The 24,517-nt window shown below is 64.1% G+C and carries 27 protein-coding genes; 9 read left to right on the plus strand and 18 right to left on the minus strand.

Annotated elements, in window-relative coordinates; all coding sequences use genetic code 11:
• Positions 1–83 precede the first annotated feature (83 nt).
• A complete protein-coding gene (locus tag NLM32_RS44000) occupies positions 84–1,415 on the plus strand; it encodes a histidine kinase (RefSeq protein WP_254134865.1) in 1,332 nt (443 codons plus the stop codon).
• Here NLM32_RS44000 and NLM32_RS44005 read toward each other — a convergent pair.
• From NLM32_RS44005 to coxB, 9 genes are all read right to left on the minus strand, one after another.
• Positions 1,412–1,777: a nuclear transport factor 2 family protein gene (locus tag NLM32_RS44005; RefSeq protein ID WP_254134866.1), complete on the minus strand. Its 366-nt coding sequence runs from the start codon at positions 1,775–1,777 to the stop codon at positions 1,412–1,414. The two genes, NLM32_RS44000 and NLM32_RS44005, sit on opposite strands and share 4 nt — an antisense overlap.
• Before the next feature lie 107 nt (positions 1,778–1,884).
• Positions 1,885–2,649 carry an SURF1 family protein gene (locus NLM32_RS44010; protein ID WP_254134867.1) on the minus strand — a complete coding sequence of 255 codons (765 nt, stop codon included), beginning with the start codon at positions 2,647–2,649 and terminating at the stop codon, positions 1,885–1,887.
• Positions 2,646–3,047 (minus strand): DUF983 domain-containing protein, encoded by a 402-nt coding sequence (locus NLM32_RS44015; RefSeq protein ID WP_254134868.1) that lies wholly within the window; start codon positions 3,045–3,047, stop codon positions 2,646–2,648. Before NLM32_RS44015 ends, NLM32_RS44010 begins: the two co-directional genes overlap by 4 nt.
• 96 nt (positions 3,048–3,143) lie before the next feature.
• Complete coding sequence (locus NLM32_RS44020; protein ID WP_254134869.1) at positions 3,144–4,040, minus strand: cytochrome c oxidase subunit 3; 897 nt, start codon at positions 4,038–4,040, stop codon at positions 3,144–3,146.
• A gap of 63 nt (positions 4,041–4,103) precedes the next feature.
• Positions 4,104–4,760: a cytochrome c oxidase assembly protein gene (locus NLM32_RS44025; protein WP_254134870.1), complete on the minus strand. Its 657-nt coding sequence runs from the start codon at positions 4,758–4,760 to the stop codon at positions 4,104–4,106.
• A gap of 5 nt (positions 4,761–4,765) precedes the next feature.
• On the minus strand, positions 4,766–4,942 hold the full coding sequence (locus tag NLM32_RS44030) for a CoxF protein (protein ID WP_254134871.1): 177 nt from the start codon (positions 4,940–4,942) through the stop codon (positions 4,766–4,768).
• Complete coding sequence (locus NLM32_RS44035; protein ID WP_254134872.1) at positions 4,939–5,883, minus strand: heme o synthase; 945 nt, start codon at positions 5,881–5,883, stop codon at positions 4,939–4,941. Before NLM32_RS44035 ends, NLM32_RS44030 begins: the two co-directional genes overlap by 4 nt.
• A 60-nt stretch (positions 5,884–5,943) precedes the next feature.
• A complete protein-coding gene (gene ctaD / locus NLM32_RS44040) occupies positions 5,944–7,560 on the minus strand; it encodes a cytochrome c oxidase subunit I (RefSeq protein ID WP_254134873.1) in 1,617 nt (538 codons plus the stop codon).
• An 87-nt stretch (positions 7,561–7,647) separates the two neighbouring features.
• Positions 7,648–8,502, minus strand: coding sequence for a cytochrome c oxidase subunit II (gene coxB / locus NLM32_RS44045; protein ID WP_254134874.1), 855 nt, complete (start codon positions 8,500–8,502; stop codon positions 7,648–7,650).
• Between the two features lie 439 nt (positions 8,503–8,941).
• Here coxB and NLM32_RS44050 point away from each other — a divergent pair, with 439 nt between their 5' ends.
• Positions 8,942–9,475, plus strand: a complete 534-nt coding sequence (locus NLM32_RS44050; protein WP_254134875.1) for an invasion associated locus B family protein — start codon at positions 8,942–8,944, stop codon at positions 9,473–9,475.
• Positions 9,476–9,482: 7 nt separating this feature from the next.
• Here NLM32_RS44050 and NLM32_RS44055 read toward each other — a convergent pair whose 3' ends face one another.
• Positions 9,483–9,770: a hypothetical protein gene (locus tag NLM32_RS44055; RefSeq protein ID WP_254134876.1), complete on the minus strand. Its 288-nt coding sequence runs from the start codon at positions 9,768–9,770 to the stop codon at positions 9,483–9,485.
• Positions 9,771–9,942: 172 nt separating this feature from the next.
• On the opposite strand from NLM32_RS44055, the gene tldD reads away from it, so the two are divergent.
• The 4 genes from tldD to NLM32_RS44075 are packed head-to-tail and all read left to right on the plus strand — an operon-like array spanning position 9,943 to position 13,075.
• A complete protein-coding gene (gene tldD / locus NLM32_RS44060; RefSeq protein WP_254134877.1) occupies positions 9,943–11,370 on the plus strand; it encodes a metalloprotease TldD in 1,428 nt (475 codons plus the stop codon).
• Entirely contained in the window at positions 11,367–12,143 is a 777-nt protein-coding gene (gene lepB / locus NLM32_RS44065; protein ID WP_254134878.1) for a signal peptidase I, read from the plus strand. The genes tldD and lepB overlap by 4 nt, the downstream gene beginning before the upstream one ends.
• Before the next feature lie 9 nt (positions 12,144–12,152).
• Entirely contained in the window at positions 12,153–12,500 is a 348-nt protein-coding gene (locus tag NLM32_RS44070; RefSeq protein ID WP_254134879.1) for an MmcQ/YjbR family DNA-binding protein, read from the plus strand.
• Between the two features lie 8 nt (positions 12,501–12,508).
• Entirely contained in the window at positions 12,509–13,075 is a 567-nt protein-coding gene (locus tag NLM32_RS44075) for a nucleotidyltransferase family protein (protein WP_254135557.1), read from the plus strand.
• A 157-nt stretch (positions 13,076–13,232) separates the two neighbouring features.
• On the opposite strand, the gene NLM32_RS44080 is transcribed toward NLM32_RS44075, so the two are convergent.
• From NLM32_RS44080 to NLM32_RS44090, 3 genes are all read right to left on the minus strand, one after another.
• Positions 13,233–13,808, minus strand: a complete 576-nt coding sequence (locus NLM32_RS44080; RefSeq protein ID WP_254134880.1) for a PAN domain-containing protein — start codon at positions 13,806–13,808, stop codon at positions 13,233–13,235.
• 134 nt (positions 13,809–13,942) lie between these two features.
• Positions 13,943–15,313 (minus strand): glutamate--cysteine ligase, encoded by a 1,371-nt coding sequence (locus NLM32_RS44085; protein WP_254134881.1) that lies wholly within the window; start codon positions 15,311–15,313, stop codon positions 13,943–13,945.
• A gap of 101 nt (positions 15,314–15,414) precedes the next feature.
• A complete protein-coding gene (locus NLM32_RS44090; protein WP_188105718.1) occupies positions 15,415–15,912 on the minus strand; it encodes a MarR family winged helix-turn-helix transcriptional regulator in 498 nt (165 codons plus the stop codon).
• Positions 15,913–16,038: 126 nt separating this feature from the next.
• Here NLM32_RS44090 and gstA point away from each other — a divergent pair, with 126 nt between their 5' ends.
• Positions 16,039–16,653 carry a glutathione transferase GstA gene (gstA, locus tag NLM32_RS44095; protein WP_254134882.1) on the plus strand — a complete coding sequence of 205 codons (615 nt, stop codon included), beginning with the start codon at positions 16,039–16,041 and terminating at the stop codon, positions 16,651–16,653.
• A 228-nt stretch (positions 16,654–16,881) separates the two neighbouring features.
• On the plus strand, positions 16,882–17,190 hold the full coding sequence (locus NLM32_RS44100) for a hypothetical protein (protein WP_254134883.1): 309 nt from the start codon (positions 16,882–16,884) through the stop codon (positions 17,188–17,190).
• A 451-nt stretch (positions 17,191–17,641) separates the two neighbouring features.
• Here the strand turns inward: NLM32_RS44100 and NLM32_RS44105 are convergent, their stop codons facing one another.
• Genes NLM32_RS44105 through NLM32_RS44120 form a run of 4 tightly spaced genes read right to left on the minus strand, consistent with a single transcriptional unit; the run spans position 17,642 to position 23,343 of the window.
• Positions 17,642–19,855: an FAD-dependent oxidoreductase gene (locus tag NLM32_RS44105; RefSeq protein ID WP_254134884.1), complete on the minus strand. Its 2,214-nt coding sequence runs from the start codon at positions 19,853–19,855 to the stop codon at positions 17,642–17,644.
• Between the two features lie 20 nt (positions 19,856–19,875).
• A complete protein-coding gene (locus NLM32_RS44110) occupies positions 19,876–21,084 on the minus strand; it encodes an acetyl-CoA C-acetyltransferase (protein WP_254134885.1) in 1,209 nt (402 codons plus the stop codon).
• 48 nt (positions 21,085–21,132) lie between these two features.
• Positions 21,133–22,923: an acyl-CoA dehydrogenase C-terminal domain-containing protein gene (locus NLM32_RS44115; protein WP_254134886.1), complete on the minus strand. Its 1,791-nt coding sequence runs from the start codon at positions 22,921–22,923 to the stop codon at positions 21,133–21,135.
• A 33-nt stretch (positions 22,924–22,956) separates the two neighbouring features.
• Positions 22,957–23,343 (minus strand): nuclear transport factor 2 family protein, encoded by a 387-nt coding sequence (locus NLM32_RS44120; protein ID WP_254134887.1) that lies wholly within the window; start codon positions 23,341–23,343, stop codon positions 22,957–22,959.
• A 174-nt stretch (positions 23,344–23,517) separates the two neighbouring features.
• Here NLM32_RS44120 and NLM32_RS44125 point away from each other — a divergent pair, with 174 nt between their 5' ends.
• Positions 23,518–24,120 (plus strand): PadR family transcriptional regulator, encoded by a 603-nt coding sequence (locus NLM32_RS44125; RefSeq protein WP_254134888.1) that lies wholly within the window; start codon positions 23,518–23,520, stop codon positions 24,118–24,120.
• A gap of 5 nt (positions 24,121–24,125) precedes the next feature.
• On the opposite strand, the gene NLM32_RS44130 is transcribed toward NLM32_RS44125, so the two are convergent.
• Positions 24,126–24,302, minus strand: a complete 177-nt coding sequence (locus tag NLM32_RS44130; RefSeq protein WP_254134889.1) for a DUF2934 domain-containing protein — start codon at positions 24,300–24,302, stop codon at positions 24,126–24,128.
• Positions 24,303–24,517 lie beyond the last annotated feature (215 nt).

A 24,517-nucleotide genomic window follows, 5' to 3' on the forward strand; every position in this document is an offset into this window, starting at 1 on the left:
ACGCTCTCTTGTTATCTCACTCATAAACCGGCGGGAACAAATGGAAAGAGAAAATCCCGCCGATGCGCGTTAGAATTGACCTAATGTGGCAACGACTCTCGTTCAGGACCCAGCTGTTTCTTCCGCTCGGCGTGATGTTCATCGCGGCTCTGCTGATGGGCGGCATTCTCCTGCACGTTTTCACAACCGGCCAGCTCGCCGAAGAGAACGAACCGGCACAGCGATCAACCCGGGCGGTCGCCGAGGCCCTGAACAGCGCCCTGCGGTCGTCCGAGAACCCGCGCAGGACCCTCGACGATTTTGTCGGGAGGCTCGACGCGTCGTCTGACATCCAATTCCATTCCGCGGAGGCTGGTTCTCCCCCGTTTGCGCCGAGGCCCCTGCAGGGCCCGCATAGCCCGCCGGGATGGTTCGTCGATCTCCTCGCCGTCCCCGACCTGCATATCGCATTTCCCGTTACCATCGGCAGCCAGCGCGTCGGCGACATCGTGTTCTCGCCCGATCTGTCGGCCGCGCTGTTTGAGACATGGGCCGGCTTTCTCGCACTCGCCGGCGTCCTCGTCGTACTGGCCGGACTGACCGCAGTCATCGCCTACGTGCTCGCAGGCTCGGCACTGCGTCCGCTGCAAGATCTCGGTGCGGGCCTCACCCGCATCCGGCGCGGTGATTATGCGACGCCGATCCCGGTGGTCGGACCGCCTGAAATCCGGCAGAGCTGCAAGGAAGCCAACGCGCTGGCAGCGACACTCGCGCAATTGAGCCAGGACAATCGCGAGCTGCTCCACCGGATGGTGTCGCTGCAGGACGATGAGCGCCGCGATCTCGCGCGCGAGCTGCACGACGAGCTTGGCCCGCTGCTGTTCAGCATCCGTGCCGGCACGATCGCGCTGAGCGAGGCGTCGCCGCAGACGGGAAATCTCGGCAACTCCATGCAGGAGGTGATGCGATCCGTCGAGGCGCTGCAGCACACCAACCGCCGCATCCTGGACCGGCTGCGGCCGCTCTACATCGAGGAATTGGGACTCGAGGCCAGCGTGCAGACGCTGCTCAACAATTTCCGCAGACAGGCGCCCCATATCGGCCTGACGGCTGCGCTCGATCCTGGTCTGAACGGGATTGACGGGCCGCTGGCCCAGACCGTCTATCGCCTGATCCAGGAGGCGTTGACCAACGTGCTGCGCCATGCCGCTGCACGCAATGCCCATGTGCAGGCGAGTATCGCCGGCGAGGCGCTCGCCATCGATATCTCTGACGACGGCGCCGGCTTTCCCGCCGATAATGTCTTCGGCCGAGGTCTCACCGGCATGCATGAGCGCGTGCGCGCGCTCAGCGGATCGCTGTCACTGCTGCGCGCGGACGATCGAACCTATGTGCGCTGCCGCCTTCCGCTCGCGGGCGTCCCGATTTCCGCCTAGCACGCACCGCAATGATGCGGACCCTGCTGCGCCGGTTCGCACAGCGTGCTGTGGATCTTGCCTTCCGCACTGAAGCGAAACGAGGCGCGGATGCGCAGCGCGCCCGCGACGGAGTATTCGAGATCGACGCCGTTCTGCGCGGGATGGATCTCTTCGAGGCCGAAGCCCGCCGACGAGAACGCGTTGAGCTTCGGACCCCAATAGGTCTCGAGCTCGCGCCGGCCGCGGTAAAGCTGCATGCCGTTGCACGTGCATTCGACCTCACCATCGTCGGCATAGAGGTCGAGCAGCGTCGCGAGGTCGCCCTTGCGGCAGGCATCTACCCAATCGACAACAAGTCCCATCTGATCGAAATCGCGCACGCCAGCAATCCTGTTTGCCGCGGAATATCCAGAGGCGGCTTAAGGTCACCCTCGTGAATATGCGCTGAATAATAAAGTCCGGGCGATACCGGGTTCCCTCCGGGAACCTACGGATTCGCTGCGCTCTTTCGTCGTCCCCGCACCCACGCCGCGAATGCGATCAGCACCGCGCCCGCAAGCGCGAACCAGGTGATCGCGTATTGCAGATGGTCGTCTTTCAGATTCACGTCGAGTGGCCCCGGGCGTGGAATGTTGTTCTCGGGCGCAGGCTGCTCGAGGTCGACGTAGAACGGCGCGGTCGTCCCCCAGCCGAGCGCGCTTGCGATCGCCAGATGATCGCGCACGAACCACAGCCGCTTCTCGCGGTTTTCCGCCGGCGTGAGCCATCCCGGCGCTTCGGGAAATCGCAGATAGCCGGTGAGCACGACCGGCGTGCCGGTGACGAGCTTCTTCACCGCGCGATCCTCGACACTGCGCTCCTGCATCGTGTTCTCAACGAAGCCCGCATCGATCACGACGATCTCGCCGCTCGGCAGCCGCGCCGGCAGGAAGGCCCAGGTGCCGGGGCCGGAGGCATCCTTGCGCACGGCGGAGCCGGACGAATAGACCATCGCATCCGGCGCGGCCGCATAGGTTGCGGTGAAAGTGACACGACGGAATTCATCGCGCGCGGGATTCAGCGCGGCCCATTGTGCCGGCGGCGGCAGCGCGATCGGTGCTGCCGCGAGGCGCTCGGTGAGTGCGGCGATCAGTTCGTGCTTGGCGGTACGGCGCTGCAATTGCCAGACACCGAGCGCGACAAAGGCCGCGGTGAGCAGAAGCGTGAACAGCATGAAGCCGGCCACGCCCGGCTTGCGCGCAAGCTCGCTCATTTCGCGCGGTCGATCAGCCGGCCAGGTGCTGCCTTGTGGTGGAATTGCAGCGCGATCAACAGCGATTTCATGGAGCGCAATGGCAGCAGCGTGGTTGCGAGGATCAGCGGAAACCACAACACCGCGTGCAGCCAGAACGGCGGCTGATATTTGACCTCGACGACGAGCGCACAGCCGACCACGATCGCGCCGGCCAGCATGATGATGAAGATCGCCGGTCCGTCGCCGGCGTCGATGAAGGCGTAGTCGAGGCCGCAACGGTTGCAGGACGGCGCGAGCGTCAGGAAGCCCGCATAGAGCTTGCCCTCACCGCAACGCGGGCATTTGCACGCGAGCCCGCGCAGTGCGCTTTGCAGGACGGTGGGCTGGGACTCGGGAGTGCCGGCAGGTTCGCTCATGACGCGCAAGCCTATCACAGTTTCAGTTTGGCCTCGGCCACTGGAAAGCAAAAGGGCGGCCCTGCGGCCGCCCTTTCCGGATCGATTCGCGGCGGCTTAGTGCGCGCCGTGGGCCATGGCCTCGGCGCCGTGTCCCCAGACATAGATGCACAGGAACAGGAACAGCCACACCACGTCGACGAAGTGCCAGTACCAGGCGGCGAACTCGAAGCCGAGATGCTGCGTCGGCGTGAAATGGCCGGCATAGGCGCGGAGCAGGCAGACCAGCAGGAAGATGGTGCCGACCAGCACGTGGAAACCGTGGAAGCCGGTCGCCATGAAGAAGGTCGCGCCGTAGACGTTGCCGCCGAACGAGAACGCGGCGTGGCTGTACTCATAGGCCTGCACGCAGGTGAAGGCCGCGCCCAGGAGGACGGTGAGGATCAGGCCGTACTTCAGGCCCTGGCGATCGTTCTCGAGCAGCGCGTGGTGCGCCCAGGTGACCGTGGTGCCGGAGGTGAGCAGGATCAGCGTGTTCAGCAGCGGCAGATGCCAGGGATCGAAGGTCTCGATGCCATGCGGCGGCCAGGTGCCGGGCACGGTGCACGCACCAGCCGCAGTGCCGAGGCCGCAGCCGAACACGGCGTCGCGGGTGGCGTGGACGGCGTCGGCCGGGAACAGCGCGGCGTTGAAATAGGCCCAGAACCAGGCAACGAAGAACATCACCTCGGAGGCGATGAACAGGATCATTCCGTAGCGATGGCTGATCTGGACAACCCGGGTGTGGTCGCCCTTGTACTGGGCTTCCTTGATCACGTCGCCCCACCAGCTCGCCATGGTGTAGAGCACGCCGACGGTGCCGATACCGAAGATGATCGGCGCGGCCGAGACCATGTGGTGCATCCAGGTGATCGCGCCGACCGCCATGATGAAGGCCGAGATCGAGCCGACCGCCGGCCACGGAGAGGGATCGACCAGATGGTAGTCGTGATGCTTGCCTTGCGCGGTAGCCATTGCGGTCTGTCTCCTCAATCCCGTGCCTGTCCGGCACTTATCCCCTTATTCCAACCCTGAGCGTCAACCCGGCGGCTGGAGATTTCCCTTGCGTTTGTCGTCGTCACCGGATGCAAGCGGCTTCACCACCGGATCCTTCACCGGATAGAACGTGTAGGACAGCGTGATGGTGCCGAGCCCGTCATTGTCGTGGTCGTCGACGATCGACGGATCGACGTAGAACACCACGGGCATCTCCCGCTTCTCGCCGGGCGCCATGGTCTGCTCGGTGAAACAGAAGCAGTTGATCTTCTGGAAATAGGACCCGACCGTCAGCGGTGCGACGTTGTAGGCGGCTTGCCCGGAGGTGGTGCGCGCGGCCTGGTTGGTCACGGTGTAGTAGATCGTGGTGACCTGGCCGATGTTGACTTCGACCTCGGTCTGCTCAGGCTCGAACTTCCAGGGCAGGCCCGGCGCGACGTTGGAATCGAAGCGCACCGCGATCTTGCGTGCGATCGGGCCGGTGGCCGGCGCCGAGGTCGCGACCTGGGTCGTGCCATTGAAGCCGGTGGCGCGGCAGAACCAGTTGTAGAACGGCACCGCCGCATAGGACGCGCCGACCATCAGCGCGACCACGCCGCCGCAGATCGAAGCGACCAGCGCATCGCGACCCAAGCCCCCTGAACGACCCTTCCTGGCCGTTCGGCTCTGATCCTGCGATATGGTCTGCTTCTGATCCATCTCTGTCACATCGGGCGAACTAGAACGCCGGGTCCCTTGACCATGGTAACGGCGAAGAAAAGGATGACGAGCACACCGAGCGCCAAAGCAATCGCAATGGAGCGCTGACGACGGCTCTTCTTCTGCGCCTCGGTGAGGACGATTCCATCTGGCTCGGGTTTGTTAGCCATCGCCGTGATCATGCGCCCCCAACCATCGGAGCAAGCGCCCGGAAGACGACCTCGGCCAGCAAGGTCGCAAACAGCGCGAACAGATAGAGGATCGAGAAGGCAAACAGCTTTCGCGTCGCGCGCAGCGACTGGCTGCGTTCGCGGCGGACATAGACGTTGACCGCGAGCACCAGCATGCCGGCGCCGAGCACCAGCGAGGTCACGCCATAGATGGCGTCAAAATAGCCGAGCGCCCAGGGCGCCGCGGCCACTGCGATCAGCACGATGGTGTAGAGCAGGATCTGCAGACGGGTCGCGTCGGGACCGGCGACGTTGGGCAGCATCGGAATGCCGGCGCGGGCATAGTCGTCGGAGCGGAACAGCGCCAGCGCCCAGAAGTGCGGCGGGGTCCAGAAGAAGATGATCGCGAACAGCAGCAGCGGCTCGACGTCGACCTTGCCGGTCACGGCGGCCCAGGCCACCACCGGCGGCAGCGCACCGGCGGCGCCGCCGATCACGATGTTCTGCGCGGTCCAGCGCTTCAGGCCCATCGTGTAGATCACGACGTAGAAGAAGATGGTGAAGGCGAGCAGCGCGCCCGCGATCCAGTTGACGAGGATGCCGAGCGTCATCACCGAGAAAAAGGCGAGCGTCATGCCGAACGCCATCGCCTCGGGCCGGGTGATGCGGCCGCGCGGGATCGGGCGGTTCGCGGTGCGCGACATCTTCGCGTCGATGTCGCCTTCGAGCGCCATGTTGAGCGCACCGGAGGCGCCGGCGCCGACGGCGATGCAGAGCAGCGAGGTGATCGCGAGCACCCAGTGGAAGTGTCCCGGCGCCATCGCCATTCCCACCAGCGCGGTGAAAATCACGAGCGACATCACCCGCGGCTTCAGCAGCGCGAGGTAGTCGCCGACCTCCGCCTCGGAGATGCGGGGATTGATGTCGATGGCGTTCTGGTCGAGGACGGACACTAGTTTAACTCGCTTCGTTATAGAGCCGCGGCGCCCGTCTCGGGCGCCGCGGAAGTTGGCTTACTGCACGCGGGGCAGCACTTCGAACTGGTGGAAGGGCGGCGGCGAGGACAGCGTCCACTCCAGCGTGGTGGCACCTGCACCCCACGGATTGTCGCCCGCCGGGACCTTCTTCATGAAGGCGTCGAGCACGCAGTAGAGGAAGATCAGCACGCCGAAGCCGGAGATGTAGGAGCCGATCGACGAGATCAGGTTCCAGCCGGCGAACGCATCCGGATAGTCAACGTAGCGGCGCGGCATGCCCGACAGGCCGAGGAAGTGCTGCGGGAAGAACACCAAATTGACGCCGACGAAGGTGAACCAGAAGTGCGCCTTGGCCAGCGTCTCGTTGTACATGTAGCCCGACATCTTCGGGAACCAGTAGTACCAGCCGGCGAAGATCGCGAACACCGCACCGAGCGACAGCACGTAGTGGAAGTGCGCGACGACGTAGTAGGTCTCCTGCAGCACGCGGTCGACACCGGCGTTCGCCAGCACGACGCCGGTGACGCCACCGACCGTGAACAGGAAGATGAAGCCCACCGCCCAGATCATCGGGGCGCGGAATTCGATCGAGCCGCCCCACATCGTGGCGATCCAGGAGAAGATCTTCACGCCGGTCGGAACCGCGATGACCATCGTGGCAGCGACGAAATAGGCCTGCGTCGCCGACGACATGCCGACCGTGTACATGTGGTGCGCCCACACCACGAAGCCGATGCCGCCGATCGCCACCATGGCGTAGGCCATGCCGAGATAGCCGAACACGGGCTTGCGCGAGAAGGTCGAGACGATCTGGCTGATCATGCCGAAGCCGGGCAGGATCAGGATGTACACCTCGGGGTGACCGAAGAACCAGAACAGGTGCTGGAACAGCACGGGGTCGCCGCCGCCGTCGGGCGCGAAGAACGTCGTGCCGAAATTGCGGTCGGTGAGCAGCATGGTGATCGCACCGGCGAGAACCGGCAGCGACAGCAACAGCAGGAACACCGTCACCAGGATCGACCACACGAACAGCGGCATCTTGTGCAGGGTCATGCCCGGCGCGCGCATGTTGAAGATCGTGGTGATGAAGTTGATGGCGCCGAGGATCGACGAGGCGCCCGCCAGATGCAGCGACAGGATCGCGAAGTCGACGGCCGGGCCGGGATGGCCGGAGGCCGACAGCGGCACATACATGGTCCAGCCGGCGCCGACGCCGTTGGCGCCGGGCTCACCCTCGACGAAGGTCGACATCAGCAGCAGACCGAAGGAGGCCGGCAGCAGCCAGAACGAGATGTTGTTCATGCGCGGGAACGCCATGTCGGGCGCGCCGATCATCAGCGGCACGAACCAGTTGCCGAAGCCGCCGATCATCGCGGGCATAACCATGAAGAAGATCATGATCAGGCCGTGCGAGGTCACGAACACGTTATAAGTGTGCGTTTCGTGGAATATCTGCACGCCCGGATACATCAACTCGGCGCGGATCGCGATCGACATCGCGGCACCGATGATGCCCGCGATGACCGCGAAGATCAGGTACATCGTGCCGATGTCCTTGTGATTGGTCGAATAGACGTAGCGCCGCCATCCGGTCGGATGGGCGTGCTCGTGGTCATGCGCGTGATCGCCGTGTGCCGCTGCGCTGGTTGCCATTTTCAAATCCTGCCTTGCGTCCCATTCGGACCGTGTGCGGTCCCGCCCTTTATGTCGCTTTCAGTCCCTCAAGCCGTCGCCCGGCGCTTACTGCGTCGGGCCGGCCGCGGAGGCGAAAGTGCTGGTGCCGCCGCTCGCATATTTCTTCTTCGCCGATTCAACCCAGGAGGCGAACTCCTGGTCGTTCACCACGCGAATGGCGATCGGCATGAAGGCGTGGTCCTTGCCGCAGAGCTCCGAGCACTGCCCGTAGAACATGCCGGTCTTGGTGGCCTTGAACCAGGTCTCGTTCAGCCGCCCCGGAATGGCGTCGATCTTGACGCCGAAAGCGGGCAGCGCGAATGCGTGGATGACGTCGGCGCCGGTGACCTGAACGCGAATCACCTTGTTGACCGGCACCACCATCTCGTTGTCGACGCCGAGCAGGCGGGGCTGCTTGTCCTGGGCCATCAGCGAGTCGAACTCGAACTTGCCGTTGTCCGGATAGGCATAGGACCAGTACCACTGCTTGCCGGTGGCCTTGATGGTCAGATCCGCCTTCGGCACGTCGAGCTCGAGGAACAGCAGGCGGAACGACGGCACCGCGATGCCGACCAGGATCAGCACCGGCACCAGGGTCCACACCACCTCGATCAGCGTGTTGTGGGTGGTCCGCGACGGCACCGGATTGGCCTTCGAATTGAACTTCACCACCACGACCACGAGCAGCGCCAGCACGAACAGCGTGATGACGATGATCAGGACGGACAGGAAGTCATGGAACCAGACGATGTTGTCCATCACCGGGGACCCGGAGGCCTGGAGATGCCATTCCCACGGCTCGGGCTGCCCGAGCTCGGCAAATGCCGCACCGCCCGTCGCCAACATGATGCCAGCCGACACCAAGGCGATGGTGGCCAATCCCAGCAAATGCCGGCCCACCCGACTCTTCGACATCCTCATGCCGCTCGCGCTCCCCTTACGAAATCACCCCAAGTGCATTGCCCTATTTCCGGGAAATGCTTATTCGACCCGCCCGTCCGACAAACCGCCGCGCAAGAATACCTCTAAGAGGAATTGGGGCCAGATCGCTCAAACGCCGAAATCAAGCCTCTCAAACCATAATTCTTGATCTATCGCAATGCAGTCTTGAGCCCCCTCTGTCTGCCATCACCCGCAAGATATTTCCCAGCAACATCAGACAAAAATACCGTTTCCCGGGATGCCGTGGCTTGACAGCCGCATTGCCCGCGGTAGGCACTGGCGGACAGTTGCGCAGGAACCTGATTCGTGCCGGCGGTGGCGGGCCAAGGCGGCGCGGGATTTGCTTGGGAATTGCCTTCAAGACGCCGTCATTGCCGTATCAGTCCACCAGCGCGAGCGAGCAGAGGGACCGACCCCGATGGGGCTTTCGAGATGGATGGCAAGGCCGGCTGATGGCCTCAAGGCGCTGATCGGCCTGCTGGCCGCCGCCCTTTTCCTTGCCCTGCCGAGCCCCGCCCATGCGCAGGGCGCGGTGCGCTCCGTCCATGGCGACTGGCAGATCCGCTGCGATACCCCGCCTGGCGCCCAGGCCGAGCAATGCGCCCTGATCCAGAGCGTGGTGGCGGAAGACCGCTCCAATGCCGGCCTCACCGTGATCGTGCTCAAGACCGCCGACCAGAAGAGCCGCCTGATGCGCGTGGTCGCGCCCTTGGGCGTCCTGCTGCCCTCCGGCCTCGGGCTGAAGCTCGACAACCAGGACGTCGGCCGCGCCGGCTTCGTCCGCTGCCTGCCCAATGGCTGCGTCGCCGAGGTCGTCATGGACGACAAGCTGCTCGGCCAGCTCCGCAGCGCCAAGACCGCGACCTTCATCATCTTCGAGACGCCGGAAGAAGGCATCGGCTTCCCGCTCAGCCTGAACGGGCTCGGCGAAGGCTACGACAAGCTGCCGTAGGGCCCCCTCACACGCTATCCACGCGATAGAGTTCCGCGTCACACCAGGTGCAGCGATAAAGGCGCCCCACAGGGGGCACCGCCATGCTCGCCGCCTTCTGGCGGCATTTCGCGCAAACGATGCCGTCTGCCGTGTCGCAGCCCGGATGGGCCGCGAGATAGGCCGCGCGCGTCGGATAGGATGTCCAGTTACGGCGATAGATGAGCAGATTTGCGAGCAGAACCAGCGCGAGAACGGCGAAGCCGATGATCAGGCCTTGATACTGATCAAGCAATGCCAGCAGGTAATTCCACATGCCGAGGCTCTCGCGACGTCAGTCCGGATGAGCCATCCTGATAGACTGAAATTTTGAAAGCCGGCTTAAGGGGAAGGCGTATCTATCGTTTCCGTAATGTGACGGCCCGCCCCTCGCGGAACTGCCGGGAAACCATTATCTTGCCTCACATCCCCCGATAATGGACGGACGCATGACCAACCCTGCCACAACCTCCCTGCTCGACCGCGCCAATCTCGACCGCGACCAGGTTCGCCACGAGGTCGCGCGCGGCCTTGCCGGTGCCGACGACGGCGAATTGTTCCTGGAATACAGCCAGACCGAAGCGCTGATGTTCGACAACGGGCGGCTGAAGCAGGCGACCTACGACACCTCGCAAGGGTTTGGACTGCGCGCCGTAAAGGACGATGCGGTCGGCTATGCGCATTCCTCCGACGTGTCGCTGCCGGCGCTGATTCGCGCCGCCGACGCGGTGGCCGCCGTCCGCGGCGGGTATTCCGGCAGCTTCGCGGCCCCGCCGGCCCATACCAACGTCCGGCTTTATAGTGACGACAATCCGCTGGACGCGCCGGGCTTCGAGACCAAGGTCAAGCTGCTCGCCGAAATCGACGCTTACCTGCGCGACAAGGATCCGCGGGTGCGGCAGGTCAGCGTCAGCCTGGGTGCGACCTGGCAGGTCGTCGAGATCCTGCGGCCCGACGGCGAGAGCTATCGCGATATCCGCCCGCTGGTGCGCGTCAACGTCTCCGTCGTCGCCGGCCAGGGCGACCGCCAGGAGAGCGGCAGCAAGGGCTATGGCGGCCGCGCCGGCTATGCCGAATTCATCGAGAGCAAGAACTGGCGCGACGCCGCCGACGGCGCGCTGCGCGAGGCGCTGGTCAATCTGGAATCGATCCCCGCCCCTGCCGGCGAAATGGACGTCGTGCTCGGCGCCGGCTGGCCCGGCGTGATGCTGCACGAAGCGGTCGGTCATGGCCTCGAGGGTGACTTCAACCGCAAGAAGACGTCTGCGTTCGCCGGCCTGATGGGCCAGCAGGTCGCGGCCAAGGGCGTCACCGTGGTCGACGACGGCACCATTGCCTCGCGCCGCGGCTCGCTGTCGATCGACGACGAGGGCACGCCGACCAATCGCACCGTGCTGATCGAGGACGGCATCCTGGTCGGCTACATGCAGGACCGCCAGAACGCGCGGCTGATGAACATGAAGCCGACCGGCAACGGCCGCCGCCAGGGCTATGCCCATGTGCCGATGCCGCGCATGACCAACACCTACATGCTCGCGGGCGACCGCGACCCGGCCGAGATTCTCGCGTCGGTGAAGAACGGCGTGTTCGCCGCCAATTTCGGCGGCGGCCAGGTCGACATCACCTCGGGCAAATATGTCTTCCAGTGCACCGAGGCCTACAAGATCGAGAACGGCAAGATCGGCGCGCCGCTGAAGGGCGCCATGCTGATCGGCAACGGGCCGACCGACCTGCATCGCATCCGCATGATCGGCAACGATCTCGCGCTCGATACCGGCATCGGCACCTGCGGCAAGAACGGTCAGGGCGTGCCGGTCGGCGTCGGCCAGCCGTCGCTGCTGATGGAACGCATTACGGTGGGTGGAACGGGCGCATGAGCGTTGAGAAAGTAACTGTCAGCACCAAGCGGAAGAGCAGCGGTTGGGGCGGTCAGCTGGTGCAGCTCGCCGGCATCGTCGCGGCCGTCTTCATCGCCAAGGGCGCGCTGGCCGAGCCGTTCTACGTGCCGTCGGGCTCGATGGAGCCGACGCTGCTGATCGGCGACGCCCTGCTCGCCTCGAAATTCCCCTACGGCTACGGCACCTCGTCGCTGCCGATCCAGATCAATTTGCCGGAAACCGGCCGCGTTTTCGCGGAAACGCCGAAGGCGGGCGACGTCGTCGTGTTCCGCTGGCCCGGCGACCGCTCGCAGGCCTGGGTCAAGCGCGTCGTGGGCCTCCCCGGTGACCGTATTCAGATGCGGCAGGGGCAGCTCTTCATCAACGATCGCCCCGCCGAGCTCAAGCCGGATGGCGTTGGCGCCGCCGAGGACGACAATGGCGGCAGCGAGCCTGCCTACCGCTACATCGAGACGCTGCCGAATGGCGTCAAGCACCTGATCTTCAAGATGCGCGACAACGGTCCGCTCGACAACACGCAGGAAGTGACGGTGCCGGCCGGCCATCTGTTCGTGCTCGGCGATAACCGCGACAACTCCGCCGACAGCCGCGTGCCGCTGCGCTCCGGCGGCGTCGGCCTGCTGCCGGTCGACAATCTCGTCGGCCGTGCCGACGCCGTGCTCGGCTCCTGGGATCTCGGCATGCGCGGCCAACCGGTGTGGACCTGGCTCTCCGGCTTCCGCCTCGCGCGGTTCTTCACCGCCGTGCACTGAGCCGATCTCATGAACTTCGACGACGTCAGAAAATTTGCGCTGACGTGGCCGGAGGTCGAGGACGGCACCTCCTACGGCACGCCTGCGCTAAAGGTGCGCAAGAAGATGCTGGCGCGCCTGAAAGAGGACGGTGACAGTCTGGTGATGCCGGATGTCCCGATCGACGAGCGTGCGATGCTGGTCGAGAGCCAGCCGAAGATCTTCTATTTCACCGATCACTACGCTGATTATCCGATCGTGCTGATCCGCCTGTCCAAGGCGAAGCGCGCGATCGTCGAACCATTCCTGCGGCGGCGCTGGCGCACGCTGGCCTCGAAGGCGGCGCGAGCGGATTATGATGCGCGCGCGAACGCGTGACGCACATGATGGATAAAGCCCGCTTCCTCGCGCTGGCGCTGAAGAACCCGGTCAACGTCGCGATCCTCGACGAACTTCATCGGATCGCGCTGCCGGATGCGTGGCTGGTGTCGGGATGTCTCGTGCAAACGGTGTGGAATGTTCTCACCGGCCGCGCCATCGATCACGGCATTGCCGACTATGACATCTTCTACTTCGACCCCGATACCTCCTGGGACGCGGAGGACTCCGTAATCCGCACACTGCAAGCCCGGCTCGGGCATCTCGACGCCAAGATCGAGATCCGCAACCAGGCGCGCGTGCATCTGTGGTACCCGGCCAAGCACGGCCTGCCCTATCCGCCATTGTCGTGCTCGACTGACGGTATCGACCGCTTCCTCACGCAGAACACACAAGTCGGCGTGAGGCGCGCTGGTGACGGGTTCGCGGTCTATGCGCCGCACGGCTTCGATGACGTCGCAGGCCTGATTGCACGCCCCAATCCCGGCCCGAACTTCTCCGCAGCGAATTACATGACGAAAGTCGCGAGGTGGAGAGCGCTGTGGCCAGAGCTCACGGTGATTGCGGCGGAGTGAGCTCTCGTAGGGTGGGCAAAGCGACTTGTCCGCCGTAGCTCGAAGAGCGAAGGCGGAAGCGTGCCCACGACCTCTCGCAATCATTGAATGATGGTGGGCACGGCGCTTTGCGCCTTTGCCCACCCTACAGGACCGATGCCTTGCTACGGCACCGTGTCTACCGCACCACGCCCGACGTGAACCCGGCCTTCCGCCGCGGCGGCTTGATGTCTTTTTTCAGGAAACAGCGCGCTTCGCGGCCGGTATAGCCGGGACGGGCATAGGTGAAGGCGCGGCATTTGTTGTCGGCGGTGCAGGCGGCCTTGCAGGCGTCCTCGCCTTCGCCTTCCTTGAGTTCGAAATTGCGCAGGTCTCCGCCGGGGCGGTCGATCGAGGTCTCCACGCCCTCGACGCGCGGCTCGATCACGCCGGCGCCGCGGACCCCGGAGATACAGCAATTGGCGGGTTGTCGCGGCGGCACGGTATTCTTGAGCCAGCACACCGCCGCGGCGCCGTCGATATCGGGATAGCTGAAGCTCCAGGAGCGGCACTTGCGATCGCGCTCGCAGAGCAGCGCGCAATCCTCGGGATCGCCCGAGGTGACCGGCGTGCTGAAATAATCGCCGCCGGGCCGGTCGAACGCGGTCTGGGCGCGCACAGGCGCGCTCGCAAGGGCGAGCGACAGCAGCGTGACGCAAGCCACGACGCTGGCCAAGACCTTGGCCATGACGGCAGGCAGGCGGCCCTTCCCCATCGGAACAGCTTTCGAGTTATTGACGGCGCTCAGGTTTTTCGGCCGGTCATTTGATCGCCGCAAACCTGTATGGGCGATGAACGGCCTAAATCCTGGTCGTTGGCCTATTTGCCTAGAGCGGGAGGGAGATGGCTCTAGAACGCGTATTCCGCGTAGGCCGGTTCCACCGAGCCCTTCCAGGCGCCGTTGAATTTCTCGAGCATCTCCTCGGCCGGGGTCCGGCCGGAATCGATGATACGGTCGAGCGGCTCCAGATGCCGGGTCTCGTCGCGACCGATCGCGTCGATGCGGCCGCGGCGACGCAGGCCCGCATGGGCCAGAACAAGGCACTCCTTGGCGATCTCGAACAGATAGCGGTCCTTGATCCGTGACTTGAAGCCGAACCGCGGCACGTCGTCGCGCAGGGCCTGACGCTCGGGCGCGGTCCAGTGCTTCACCAGGTCCCAGGCGGCGTCGAGCGATACGTCATCATAGAGCAGCCCGGCCCAGAACGCGGACAGCGCCGGCAGGCGGCCCCACGGGCCGCCGTCGGAGCCGCGCATCTCGAGATAGCGCTTGAGCCGCACTTCCGGGAAAATCGTCGACAGATGGTTGGCCCAGTCCGACAGGGTGGGACGCTCGCCGGGCAGATTGTTGTTGCGGCCGTCGAAGAAGGCGCGGAACGAGGAGCCCGACACGTCGATATAATCGTCGCCGCGCTTGACGAAATACATGGGCACGTCGAGCGCGTAGTCGACATAGCGCTCGAAGCCCATACCGTCCTCGAACGCCCACGGCATCATGCCGGAGCGCGCATTGTCGGTGTCGCGCCAGATCTCGGAGCGGAACGACAGAAAGCCGTTCGGCTTGCCTTCGGTGAAGGGCGAGTTGGCGAACAAAGCGGTTGCGACCGGCTGCAGCGCCAGCGAGACGCGCAGCTTCTTGACCATGTCGGCTTCGGACGAGAAGTCGAGATTGGTCTGCACCGTGCAGGTCCGGTACATCATGTCGAGGCCGTACTGGCCGACCTTCGGCATGTAGTTGGTCATGATCTTGTAGCGGCCCTTGGGCATCACCGGGATGTCGGCGCGCGACCAGGACGGCGTCATGCCGAGCCCGAGAAAACCGATACCGAGCGGGGTCGCGATCTCGCGCACCTGCGCCAGATGCGCCATCAGCTCGCTCTGGGTCTGGTGCACGTTCTCGACCGGTGCGCCCGAGAGTTCGAATTGTCCGCCGGGCTCCAGCGAAATCGCGCCGCCACCGGTGACATCATAGAGGCCGATGATGTTGCCCTTCTCCATGATCGGCTCCCAGCCGAGCAGGAGCTTCATGCCTTCGAGCAGTGCGCCGATGCCGCGCGCGCCCTCATAGGGCACCGGGCGGTGGCCCTCGAGCGTGAACGGCGTCTTCTCGTGCTCGGTGCCCATCCGCCATTCGGACGGCGGCTTGCAGCCGGCCTCGAACCACGCGACGAGTTCGTCGCGCGATTGCAGCGGCGTCATATCGATCTGGTCTCGCGCCATATCAAACTCTAATCAAAAGGGCGCTTCGATCGAAGGCGCGCGGGTGACGGGGACGGTCCGCGAACCCATCGGGTCCACGGACGAGCTGGTGTGCCGCGCGGTCATCGCGACGGCGAAGTTTCGTTGACGTTGACGACGGGCGGCAGCTTCATCTCGCCGCACGAGCAACCCAGGCGGTCGAGCAGACCGCTGAGCTTGACGGCATCGGCATCGGACAGTTTCGAGCCGACATATTTCTCGATTGCGGCCGAATAGGCACCCCACATCCGCTTCTGCAGCTCGCGGCCGGCCTCCGTGATCTCGACGAATTGGCCGCGCTTGTCGATCTTGCATTCGCGCCTGCAGGCGAGCCCCTCATCGACCAGCCGGTCGATCAGGCGCGAGGTCGAGTATTGCGGGATCAGCATCTGCCGCTCGAGTTCCACCGGGCGCAGCTCACCGCTCGGTGCGCGCGACAATTCGAGCAACGCGTCATACCATGCCAAAGGCGGGAACCCGGCCTTCTTCAGGTCCTGCTCGACGCAGTCGAGCACACGGCTCTGCACCCGCATCAGGCGGATCCAGGCACTGGTTGCCTCGGTCGATGGTTTGCGTTTCATGGTCCCGCTCAAGCTCGTCGTCCGCTTCTTACCCCACTCGATGCACCTGCATCAATCTTGACTATTGCATGCAGGTGCATGTAGGCGTTCTTTCGCCCCAACCAAGCGTCAAGAGGAGGAAATTCCATGAAACTGTATTACTCGCCCGGCGCCTGCTCGCTGTCCCCCCATATCGCGCTTCTCGAAGCCGACCTTCCCTACGAGCTGGTCAAGGTCGATATCCGGGCCAAGAAGCTCGAGAACGGTGAAGACTATCTGAAGGTCAATCCGAAGGGTCAGGTCCCCGCGCTGGGCCTCGACAGTGGTGAGATCGTGACCGAAGGCCCGGTCATTGTCCAGATGATCGCGGACAAGGCTCCGGCGAAGGCGCTGGCGCCCGCACGCGACAGTTCCGAGCGCTACAAGCTGCTCGAATGGCTGAACTTCCTCACCTCCGAGGTGCACAAGAGCTTTGGCCCGCTGTTCGCACCGGCCCTGAACGACGACGCCAAGGCGTTCTTCAAGGACCGCGTCATGGGCAAGCTGAAGCACATCGACAGCGAGCTCGCCGGCCGCGACTACCTGATGGGCAAGCAGTTCTCGGTCGCCGACGGCTATCTCTTCACGATGCTGACCTGGGGCGACCGGATGAAGTTCGACCTCTCGGCGATGCCAAACCTCACCGCCTACAAGGCCCGCGTCGCCGCACGGCCGAAGGTGCAGGAGGCCTTGAAGAAGGAAGGGCTGGCGCAGGCCGCCTGACCGCTCGCAACATGCAGCAAGCCAAAAGGCCGGATCGACGATCCGGCCTTTCTCGTTGGTCGTCAAGCGACAGCGGCGCAGAACCAGTTCGCCGGACTATCGTACCTCTTATTAGACTTATGAACTACTGTTCGCAGAATGTAAGTGGTGCTGTCTTGTCACTACCCGCAAAGCGGGCGAGCTTGGCGTGATTGATTGAATAATTTTTGACTCGTATCGGGGTTGAACTTGACGATTGCCTTCGTCCTGATCGTTGCGAGCGTATTGGTAGGAATAGCGACAGGTTTTTTTTTCAGGATCTGGGCGCTGGTCGTGCTTTCGCCCATTGTTGCGATTTTCGCGGCGATCATTCTTCGCGCTTACGGATTCGGAATGATGGCGGGCGTGGCCGTCGTTGCCATCTGTCTTGCCGTCTCGCAGCTCGCCTACTTCGCGACGACCTATCTGCGCTACGCGCGCGACATCTCACCGCATGACGAAATCGACGGCGAGCCAGGCGAGATAGGCGAGAAGAAAATCCGCCCCGAGCACAAGTAACGCAAACGCCGCCCAAAGCATGGGCCCCCTGCGTCGCAGACGGGCCGGCTTTCGCGCCGGCAGAACGCGGCCGAGCGCAGGCGTAACAACATATTTCGCGGCGAGATCGCGATCGAACGCGGTCTTCCGCAGCACCAAAGAGTTCATCAAGGACACTTTCTTATTTCGTCTTCAACTTGCCGGTGGTGCGGCAAGTGTCCCAACAAGGTTTCGTTCCTCGACTGGTCAGCAAGAGTAGTGCCAACCCAAGCAAAAGAACGGCGCCGCTTTGACGCGCATATGACAATTACGCGACGGGGCGCACCGAAGGATTCTCGCACGGTTCCTACCCGGATTTTGTGACCGGTTCCACAACCTGGGGATTAATCTGACGTAACCGTGATGAAGGGCCCTGACATGCGAAAGGCCGGATCAATGATCCGGCCTCCGCCTTTGAGCGATTTTCAAGCGATCAGGCAGCAGCCGCCTTCTTCGGCGCAAAGCGGCCGTAGAACGTTTCACCCTTCGCAGCCATCTCCTCGAGCAGCTTCGGCGGCGTGAAGCGCGAGCCGTACTTGGCCTCGAGCTTGTGGCAGAGCTCGACGAACTTCTTCGTGCCCATGAAGTCGATGTAGGACAGCGTGCCGCCGGTGAACGGCGCGAAGCCGAAGCCGAGGATCGAGCCGACATCCGCCTCGCGCGGATCGGTGATGACGTGATCCTCGACCGTGCGCGCGGCCTCCACCGCCTGCACCACCAGGAAGCGCTGCTTCAGCTCCTCGACGTCGAGCGTGTCGGGGGCGAGCTGCTTCGGCTGCAGCGCTGAGAGGCCCGGCCACAGGCTCTTCTGGCCCTTGCCCTCGGGATAGTCATAGAAGCCCTTCTTGTTCTTGCGGCCCAAACGGCCCTGCTTCTCGACCATCTCGACCATCAGCTTCTTCTGATCGGGGTTGATGGCGTTGGGGCCGAGATCGGCCTCGGTCGCCTTCATGATCTTCAGACCGAGGTCGAGCGCGACTTCGTCCGAGAGCGAGAGCGGGCCGACCGGCATGCCGGCCATCTTGGCGCAGTTCTCGATCATCGCCGGCGGCACGCCTTCGAGGAACATCTCGTTGCCCTCGGCGACGTAGCGGCCGACGCAGCGGTTGGCGAAGAAGCCTCTGGAGTCGTTAACGACGATCGGCGTCTTGCCGATCTGCCGGACGTAATCGAGCGCGGTCGCGAGTGCGACATCGCCGGTGTTCTTGCCCTTGATGATCTCGACCAGCATCATCTTCTCGACCGGCGAGAAGAAGTGGATGCCGACGAACTTGCCCTGGTCCCTGAAGCTCTCGGCCAGCGAGGTGATCGGCAGCGTCGAGGTGTTCGACGCGAAGATCACGTCCGGCTTGAGATATTCCTGCGCCTTCGCGAACGTGTCCGCCTTGACCTTGCGGTCCTCGAACACGGCCTCGATGACGAGGTCGACATCCCTGAGCGCCGCATAATCCGCGGTCGGCGTGATGCGCGCGAGCAACGCCTCAGCGTCAGTCGGCTTGGCGCGGCCCTTCTTGATCTGGTCTTCGATCACCTTCTGCGCATGCGCCTTGCCCTTGTCGGCGCTCTCCTGGTCGCGATCGATCAGGACGACGTCGAGGCCGGCGCGGGCCGAGACGTAGCCGACGCTCGCGCCCATGAAGCCGGCGCCGATCACGGCGATCTTCTTCACCTTGGTCGCGGGCACGTCCTTCGGACGGCGCGCGCCCTTGTTCAGCTCCTGCATCGACAGGAACAGGCTGCGGATCATCGCGGCCGCTTCCTTCGAGCGCAGCACGGAGGTGAAGTAGCGCGACTCCACGCGCAGGGCCGCGTCGATCGGCAACTGCAGGCCTTCATAAACGCAGCTCATGATCGCGCGCGCGGCCGGATAATTGTCGTAGGTCTCGCGGCGATAAATCGCGTTGCCGGCCGGGAACATCATCATGCCGGCCTTGGAGAACACCGGACCACCGGGCAGCTTGAAACCCTTTTCGTCCCAGGGCGCGACGGCCTTGCCGCCGCCCTTGATCCAGTCCTTGGCGGCCTTGATGAGGTCAGCGGCCGGCACGATGGCGTGAATCAGATTGAGCGCCTTGGCCTTGTCGAGCGTCACCGGATCGCCCTTGAGCAGGATCGTCATCGCGTCCTGCGGCGGCACCAGGCGCGGCACGCGCTGCGTGCCGCCGGCGCCGGGGAACAGGCCGACCTTGACCTCGGGCAGGCCGAGGCGCGTCTTGGGATTCTCGGCGGCCACGCGATAGTGGCAGCACAGCGTGATCTCGAAACCGCCGCCGAGCGCGAGGCCGTTGATCGCGGCCGCCCACGGCTTGCCCGACGTCTCGATCGAGCGCAGCACCTGCGAGAAGCGGCGGCTCTGGTCGAACAGCATCTGGTTCGCGGCGGTCTCGCCCTGCTCCTTGAGGACCTTGGCGTAGGCCTGGTTCATGCCTTCAAGCATGGAGAGGTCTGCACCGGCGCAGAACGCTTCCTTGGCCGAGGTGATGACGACACCCTTCACCGTGGCATCAGCGGTCGTCTCCTTGACGATCGCGTCGAGCTCGCTGGTCGAGGTCTCGTCGAGCACGTTCATCGAGCGGCCGGGGATGTCCCAGGTGACGAGCGCGATGCCGTCGGAATCGGTTTCAACCTTGAAGTTCTTGTAAGCCATGTTGGTTGCTCCCCTACCCCTTAGACGCGCTCGATGATGGTCGCGGTGCCCATGCCGCCGCCGATGCACAGCGTCACCAGGGCGGTGGACTTGTTGGTGCGCTCGAGCTCGTCGAGCACGGTGCCGAGGATCATCGCTCCGGTCGCACCGAGCGGATGACCGAGCGCGATGGCGCCGCCATTGACGTTGATCTTGGCGTTGTCGATGTCGAAGGCCTGGATGTAGCGCAGCACGACCGAAGCGAAGGCCTCGTTGAGCTCGAACAGGTCGATATCCGACTTCTTCATGCCGGAACGCGCGAACAGCTTTTCGGTGACGTCGACCGGACCGGTCAGCATCATCGCGGGCTCGGAGCCGACGTTCGCGAAGGCGCGGATCTTTGCGCGGGGCTTCAAACCGTACTTCGCGCCCGCGTCCTTGCTGCCGAGCAGAACGGCGCCGGCGCCGTCAACGATGCCCGACGAGTTGCCGGCGTGATGCACGTAGTTGACGCGCTCGATCTCCGGGTGCGACTGCACCGCGACGCCGTCGAAGCCGCCCATCTGCGCCATCATCGTGAACGACGGCTGCAGCTGCGCCAGCGACTGCATCGTCGTCGAGGGACGCATGTGCTCGTCCTTGGCGAGGATGGTGAGGCCGTTGATGTCCTTCACCGGCACGATCGACCTGTCGAAGCGGCCTTCCTCCCAGGATTTTGCTGCACGCTGCTGGCTCTGCACGGCATAGGCATCGACGTCGTCGCGCGAGAAGCCGTATTTGGTGGCGATCAGGTCGGCCGAAACGCCCTGCGGCATGAAGTAAGCGGGCACCGCCATCGACGGGTCCATCGGCCAGGCGCCGCCGGAGGCGCCGATGCCGACGCGGCTCATCGACTCCGCACCGCCGCCGATCACGAGCTCATGCTGGCCGCTCATCACCTGCGCGGCTGCAAAATTCACGGCATCGAGGCCGGAGGCGCAGAAGCGGCTAATCTGCACGCCGGGGACGGCTTCACCGAGACCGGCCTTGAGTGCGGCAAAGCGCGCAATGTCGGAGCCGGCTTCGCCGACGGGATCGACGACGCCGAGCACGACGTCATCGACGGAATCTTCCGGCAGGTTGTTGCGGTCCTTGAGCGCCTTCAGCGGCACGGTGGCGAGCGCCAGCGCGGTGACTTCGTGCAGCGCGCCGTCCGCCTTGCCGCGGCCGCGGGGGGTGCGAACGTGATCGTAGATGAATGCCTCAGGCATGACGCCCTCCTGATCTGGTGTTCGAATTCTGTTAGCGCGGAAGCAGGCTCAGAACGCTTCCGCCGGCAGTTCCATGATGGTGGCGCAGCCGGACTGGATGCGCGCGAGATTGGCCGCGGTTTCCGGCAGCATGCGCTCCATGAAGAAGCGGCCGGTGACGAGCTTGGTCGAGAGATAGGGCGTCGCTCCGCTGGCGGCAATCTTGGCTTGCGTCACCTTCGCCATCTTCGCCCACATGTAGCCGAGCGCGACGAAGCCGAAGAGATGCAGATAGTCGGTCGCCGCGGCGCCGGCATTGTCCGGCTTCGCCATTGCGTTCTGCATCAGCCACGTGGTGGCCTGCTGGAGATGGCCAAGCGAAGCCGAGAGCGGGGCGATGAAGGGCTTGAGCGCCTCGTCGCCGCCGTTCTCCTTGGCGAAGGCCATGACCTCGCCGAAGAACGCCATGATAGCGCGGCCGCCGTCGCGCGGCAGCTTGCGGCCGACGAGGTCGAGCGCCTGAATGCCGTTGGCGCCTTCATAGATCATGGCGATGCGGGCATCGCGCACGAACTGCTCCATGCCCTGCTCGGCGATGTAGCCGTGGCCGCCATACATCTGCTGCGCCTGCACCGCGTTGGCGAAGCCGTAGTCGGTGAGGAAGCCTTTCAGCACCGGCGTCATCAGGCCCATGTGATCATCCGCGGCCTGACGGTCCTTCGGGTCCTCGGAGCGGTGGGCAACGTCGCTCTTCAGCGCGGTCCACATCACGAAGGCGCGCGCGGCCTCGTTGAAGGCGCGGATCGACAGCAGCGTGCGGCGCACGTCGGGATGCACGATGATCGGGTCGGCCGGCTTGTCCGGCGCCTTCACGCCGGTGAGCGAACGGCCCTGGATGCGCTCGCGGGCATAGGCGACTGCGTTCTGATAGGCGACCTCGGATTGCGCGAGGCCCTGAACCGCAACGCCGAGGCGGGCCTCGTTCATCATCACGAACATGCCCTGCATGCCCTTGTTCTCTTCGCCGATCAGCCAGCCGGTGGCACCGTCGTAATTCATCACGCAGGTCGAATTGCCGTGGATGCCCATCTTGTGCTCGATCGAGCCGCAGACCACGCCGTTGCGTGCGCCGACCGAGCCATCCGGATTCACAAGGAACTTGGGCACCACGAACAGCGACACGCCCTTGATGCCGGCGGGCGCGCCCTCGATGCGGGCGAGCACGAGGTGGATGATGTTGGGGGCGAGGTCATGCTCGCCGGCCGAGATGAAGATCTTGGTGCCCGTGATCTTGAAGCTGCCGTCGGCCTGGCGCACCGCCTTGGTGCGGAGCATGCCGAGATCGGTGCCGCAATGCGGCTCGGTCAGGTTCATGGTGCCGGTCCACTCGCCGGCGACCATCTTCGGCACGTAGGTCTGCTTCTGCTCAGGGCTTCCGTGAACGATCAGCGCGGCGGTCGCGCCCATGGTGAGGCCGCCATACATCGAGAACGCCATGTTGGCCGAGATCTGGAATTCGTTGACCGCTTGCGAGAGCGTCACCGGCAGGCCCTGGCCGCCGAACTCGGTCGGCGCCGACAGGCCAAGCCAGCCGCCTTCGGCGACCTGCTTGAAGGCGTCCTTGAAACCCTTCGGCGTGGTGACGCTGCCGTCATCGGCGCGCTTGCAGCCTTCGAGATCGCCGACGCGGTTGAGCGGCTGCAGCACCTCTTCGGCGAGCTTGGCGGCTTCGCCGAGGATCGCCTCGCGCACGTCGCTCGATGCATCCGAGAAGCCGGCGAGATTGTCGTAGCGGTCGATCTGGAAGACGTCGTTCATCAGGAAGTTCACGTCTTCGACGGGGGCTTTATAGATCGGCATTGCGGTCTCCCGGCATAGGCTCTGACTATTGGTTTATGATTGAGCGGCGGCGAGCTGCTCCGCCATCAGGCGGTGCAGCATGTTGATGGCCTTGAGCGGGCGCACCATCACCTTGAAATTCGTGATTCGTCCCTCGGCATCGAAAGTGATGATGTCGACGCCGTTGATCTCGATGCCGTCGATGATGGTCTTGAATTCGAGCACGGCACCGTTGGCGTTTCGCCATTCGCCGACATAGGTGAAGCCCGGGCCGCCGAGCACCTTCTCGGCGCTGGCGAGATATTTGAAGGTGATGTCGCGGCCGCGCTGCGGCGAGTGCACGACAGGGCTTTCGAACACGGCGTCGGGATGGAGCAGCTCCCACAATGGCTTGGGATCGTGGGACTTCATGAAGGCGTACCAGGAGTCGAGGCCGGTCATTGTCAGGTGCCTCCCAAAGGGCTTTGGCAAAAACGCGAAAACAACCCCATGCACAGTAGCGTCAAGGGTGCTCTTACGGGGGTCTGAAGCCCCACCTCATATGCACATTGACGCATATGCGTCGATACGCATAAAGTCAAGCTGCTTGGTTAAGGTCACAGGGAGGCAGGTCACATGGCGCTGGGCGACGCGATCCTCGCATGCCTGACGGAACGTCCGATGACGGGCTATGAGCTCGCCAAGACATTCGATTCCTCGATCGGCTTCTTCTGGAAGGCCGACCACCAGCAGATCTATCGCGAGCTCTCCAAGCTGCGCGACCGCGGCTACATCCAGGGCCGTGAGGTCGTACAGTCCGGCAAGCCCAATAAGCTCATTTATACGCTCACTCCGGAAGGACGAACAGCGCTGCGGCACTGGGCCGCGCGGCCGAGCACCCCTCCGTCCATCAAGGACGACCTGCTGGTCCGGCTGCATGCGCTCGACAGCATCGACATCGAGCCCATCCGCACCGATTTGATGGACCGCCTGGAGCATCACCGCGACCGGCACGAGAACTACGAGCGGATCCTGAAGAAGCGTTTTCCCGAAGGGACGGCTTCTGATGTGCTCGACCTCGGCAATCTGCTGCTGCTCCGCCTCGGCGCGCGGCACGAGCAGATGGTGGCCGACTTCTGCGAGGAAGCACTCGACGCGCTGTCGGCGATGAGCGGCAAGGATAAGGGGTCCGGCACGGTGGTGCCGCTGGACGACGGCAAGCGCGAGGGGAAGGGCTGAGGGCGCTAGATCGGCAAATTGTCAGTCATCCGGGGCGGCACCTCGCCCTGTTTTGACCGCTCGGCCAGAAGCTGCTTTTCGGCCTCATACCAGAAGGTGTCCATTTTCCCGCTGGGCTCGCCTGCGCCTTTCCAAATCTCGTAGGCGCGCTTGCGGACATCCTCTTCGGTCAGACCTGCCATTTTGAGCCATCCTTCGTTGCTGAAGTTCCAAGCTGCCAACACGTAGAGAGTTCCTGCCAGGGCAGGATTCCGACCGTACCCACGGGCGAGGCAGGCCGAGGCCGCCCAACTTTAAGACACCGGCGACGCGTTCCTTAACCCGTTATTTACCGTAACAGGAAAAAGTCGGTTTTCGAGGCAGACGACCCGCGTCAAATCCGATTGTCTTAACAACC

Origin of the sequence: Bradyrhizobium sp. CCGUVB14, assembly GCF_024199935.1 — a bacterium.
Lineage (GTDB): Bacteria > Pseudomonadota > Alphaproteobacteria > Rhizobiales > Xanthobacteraceae > Bradyrhizobium.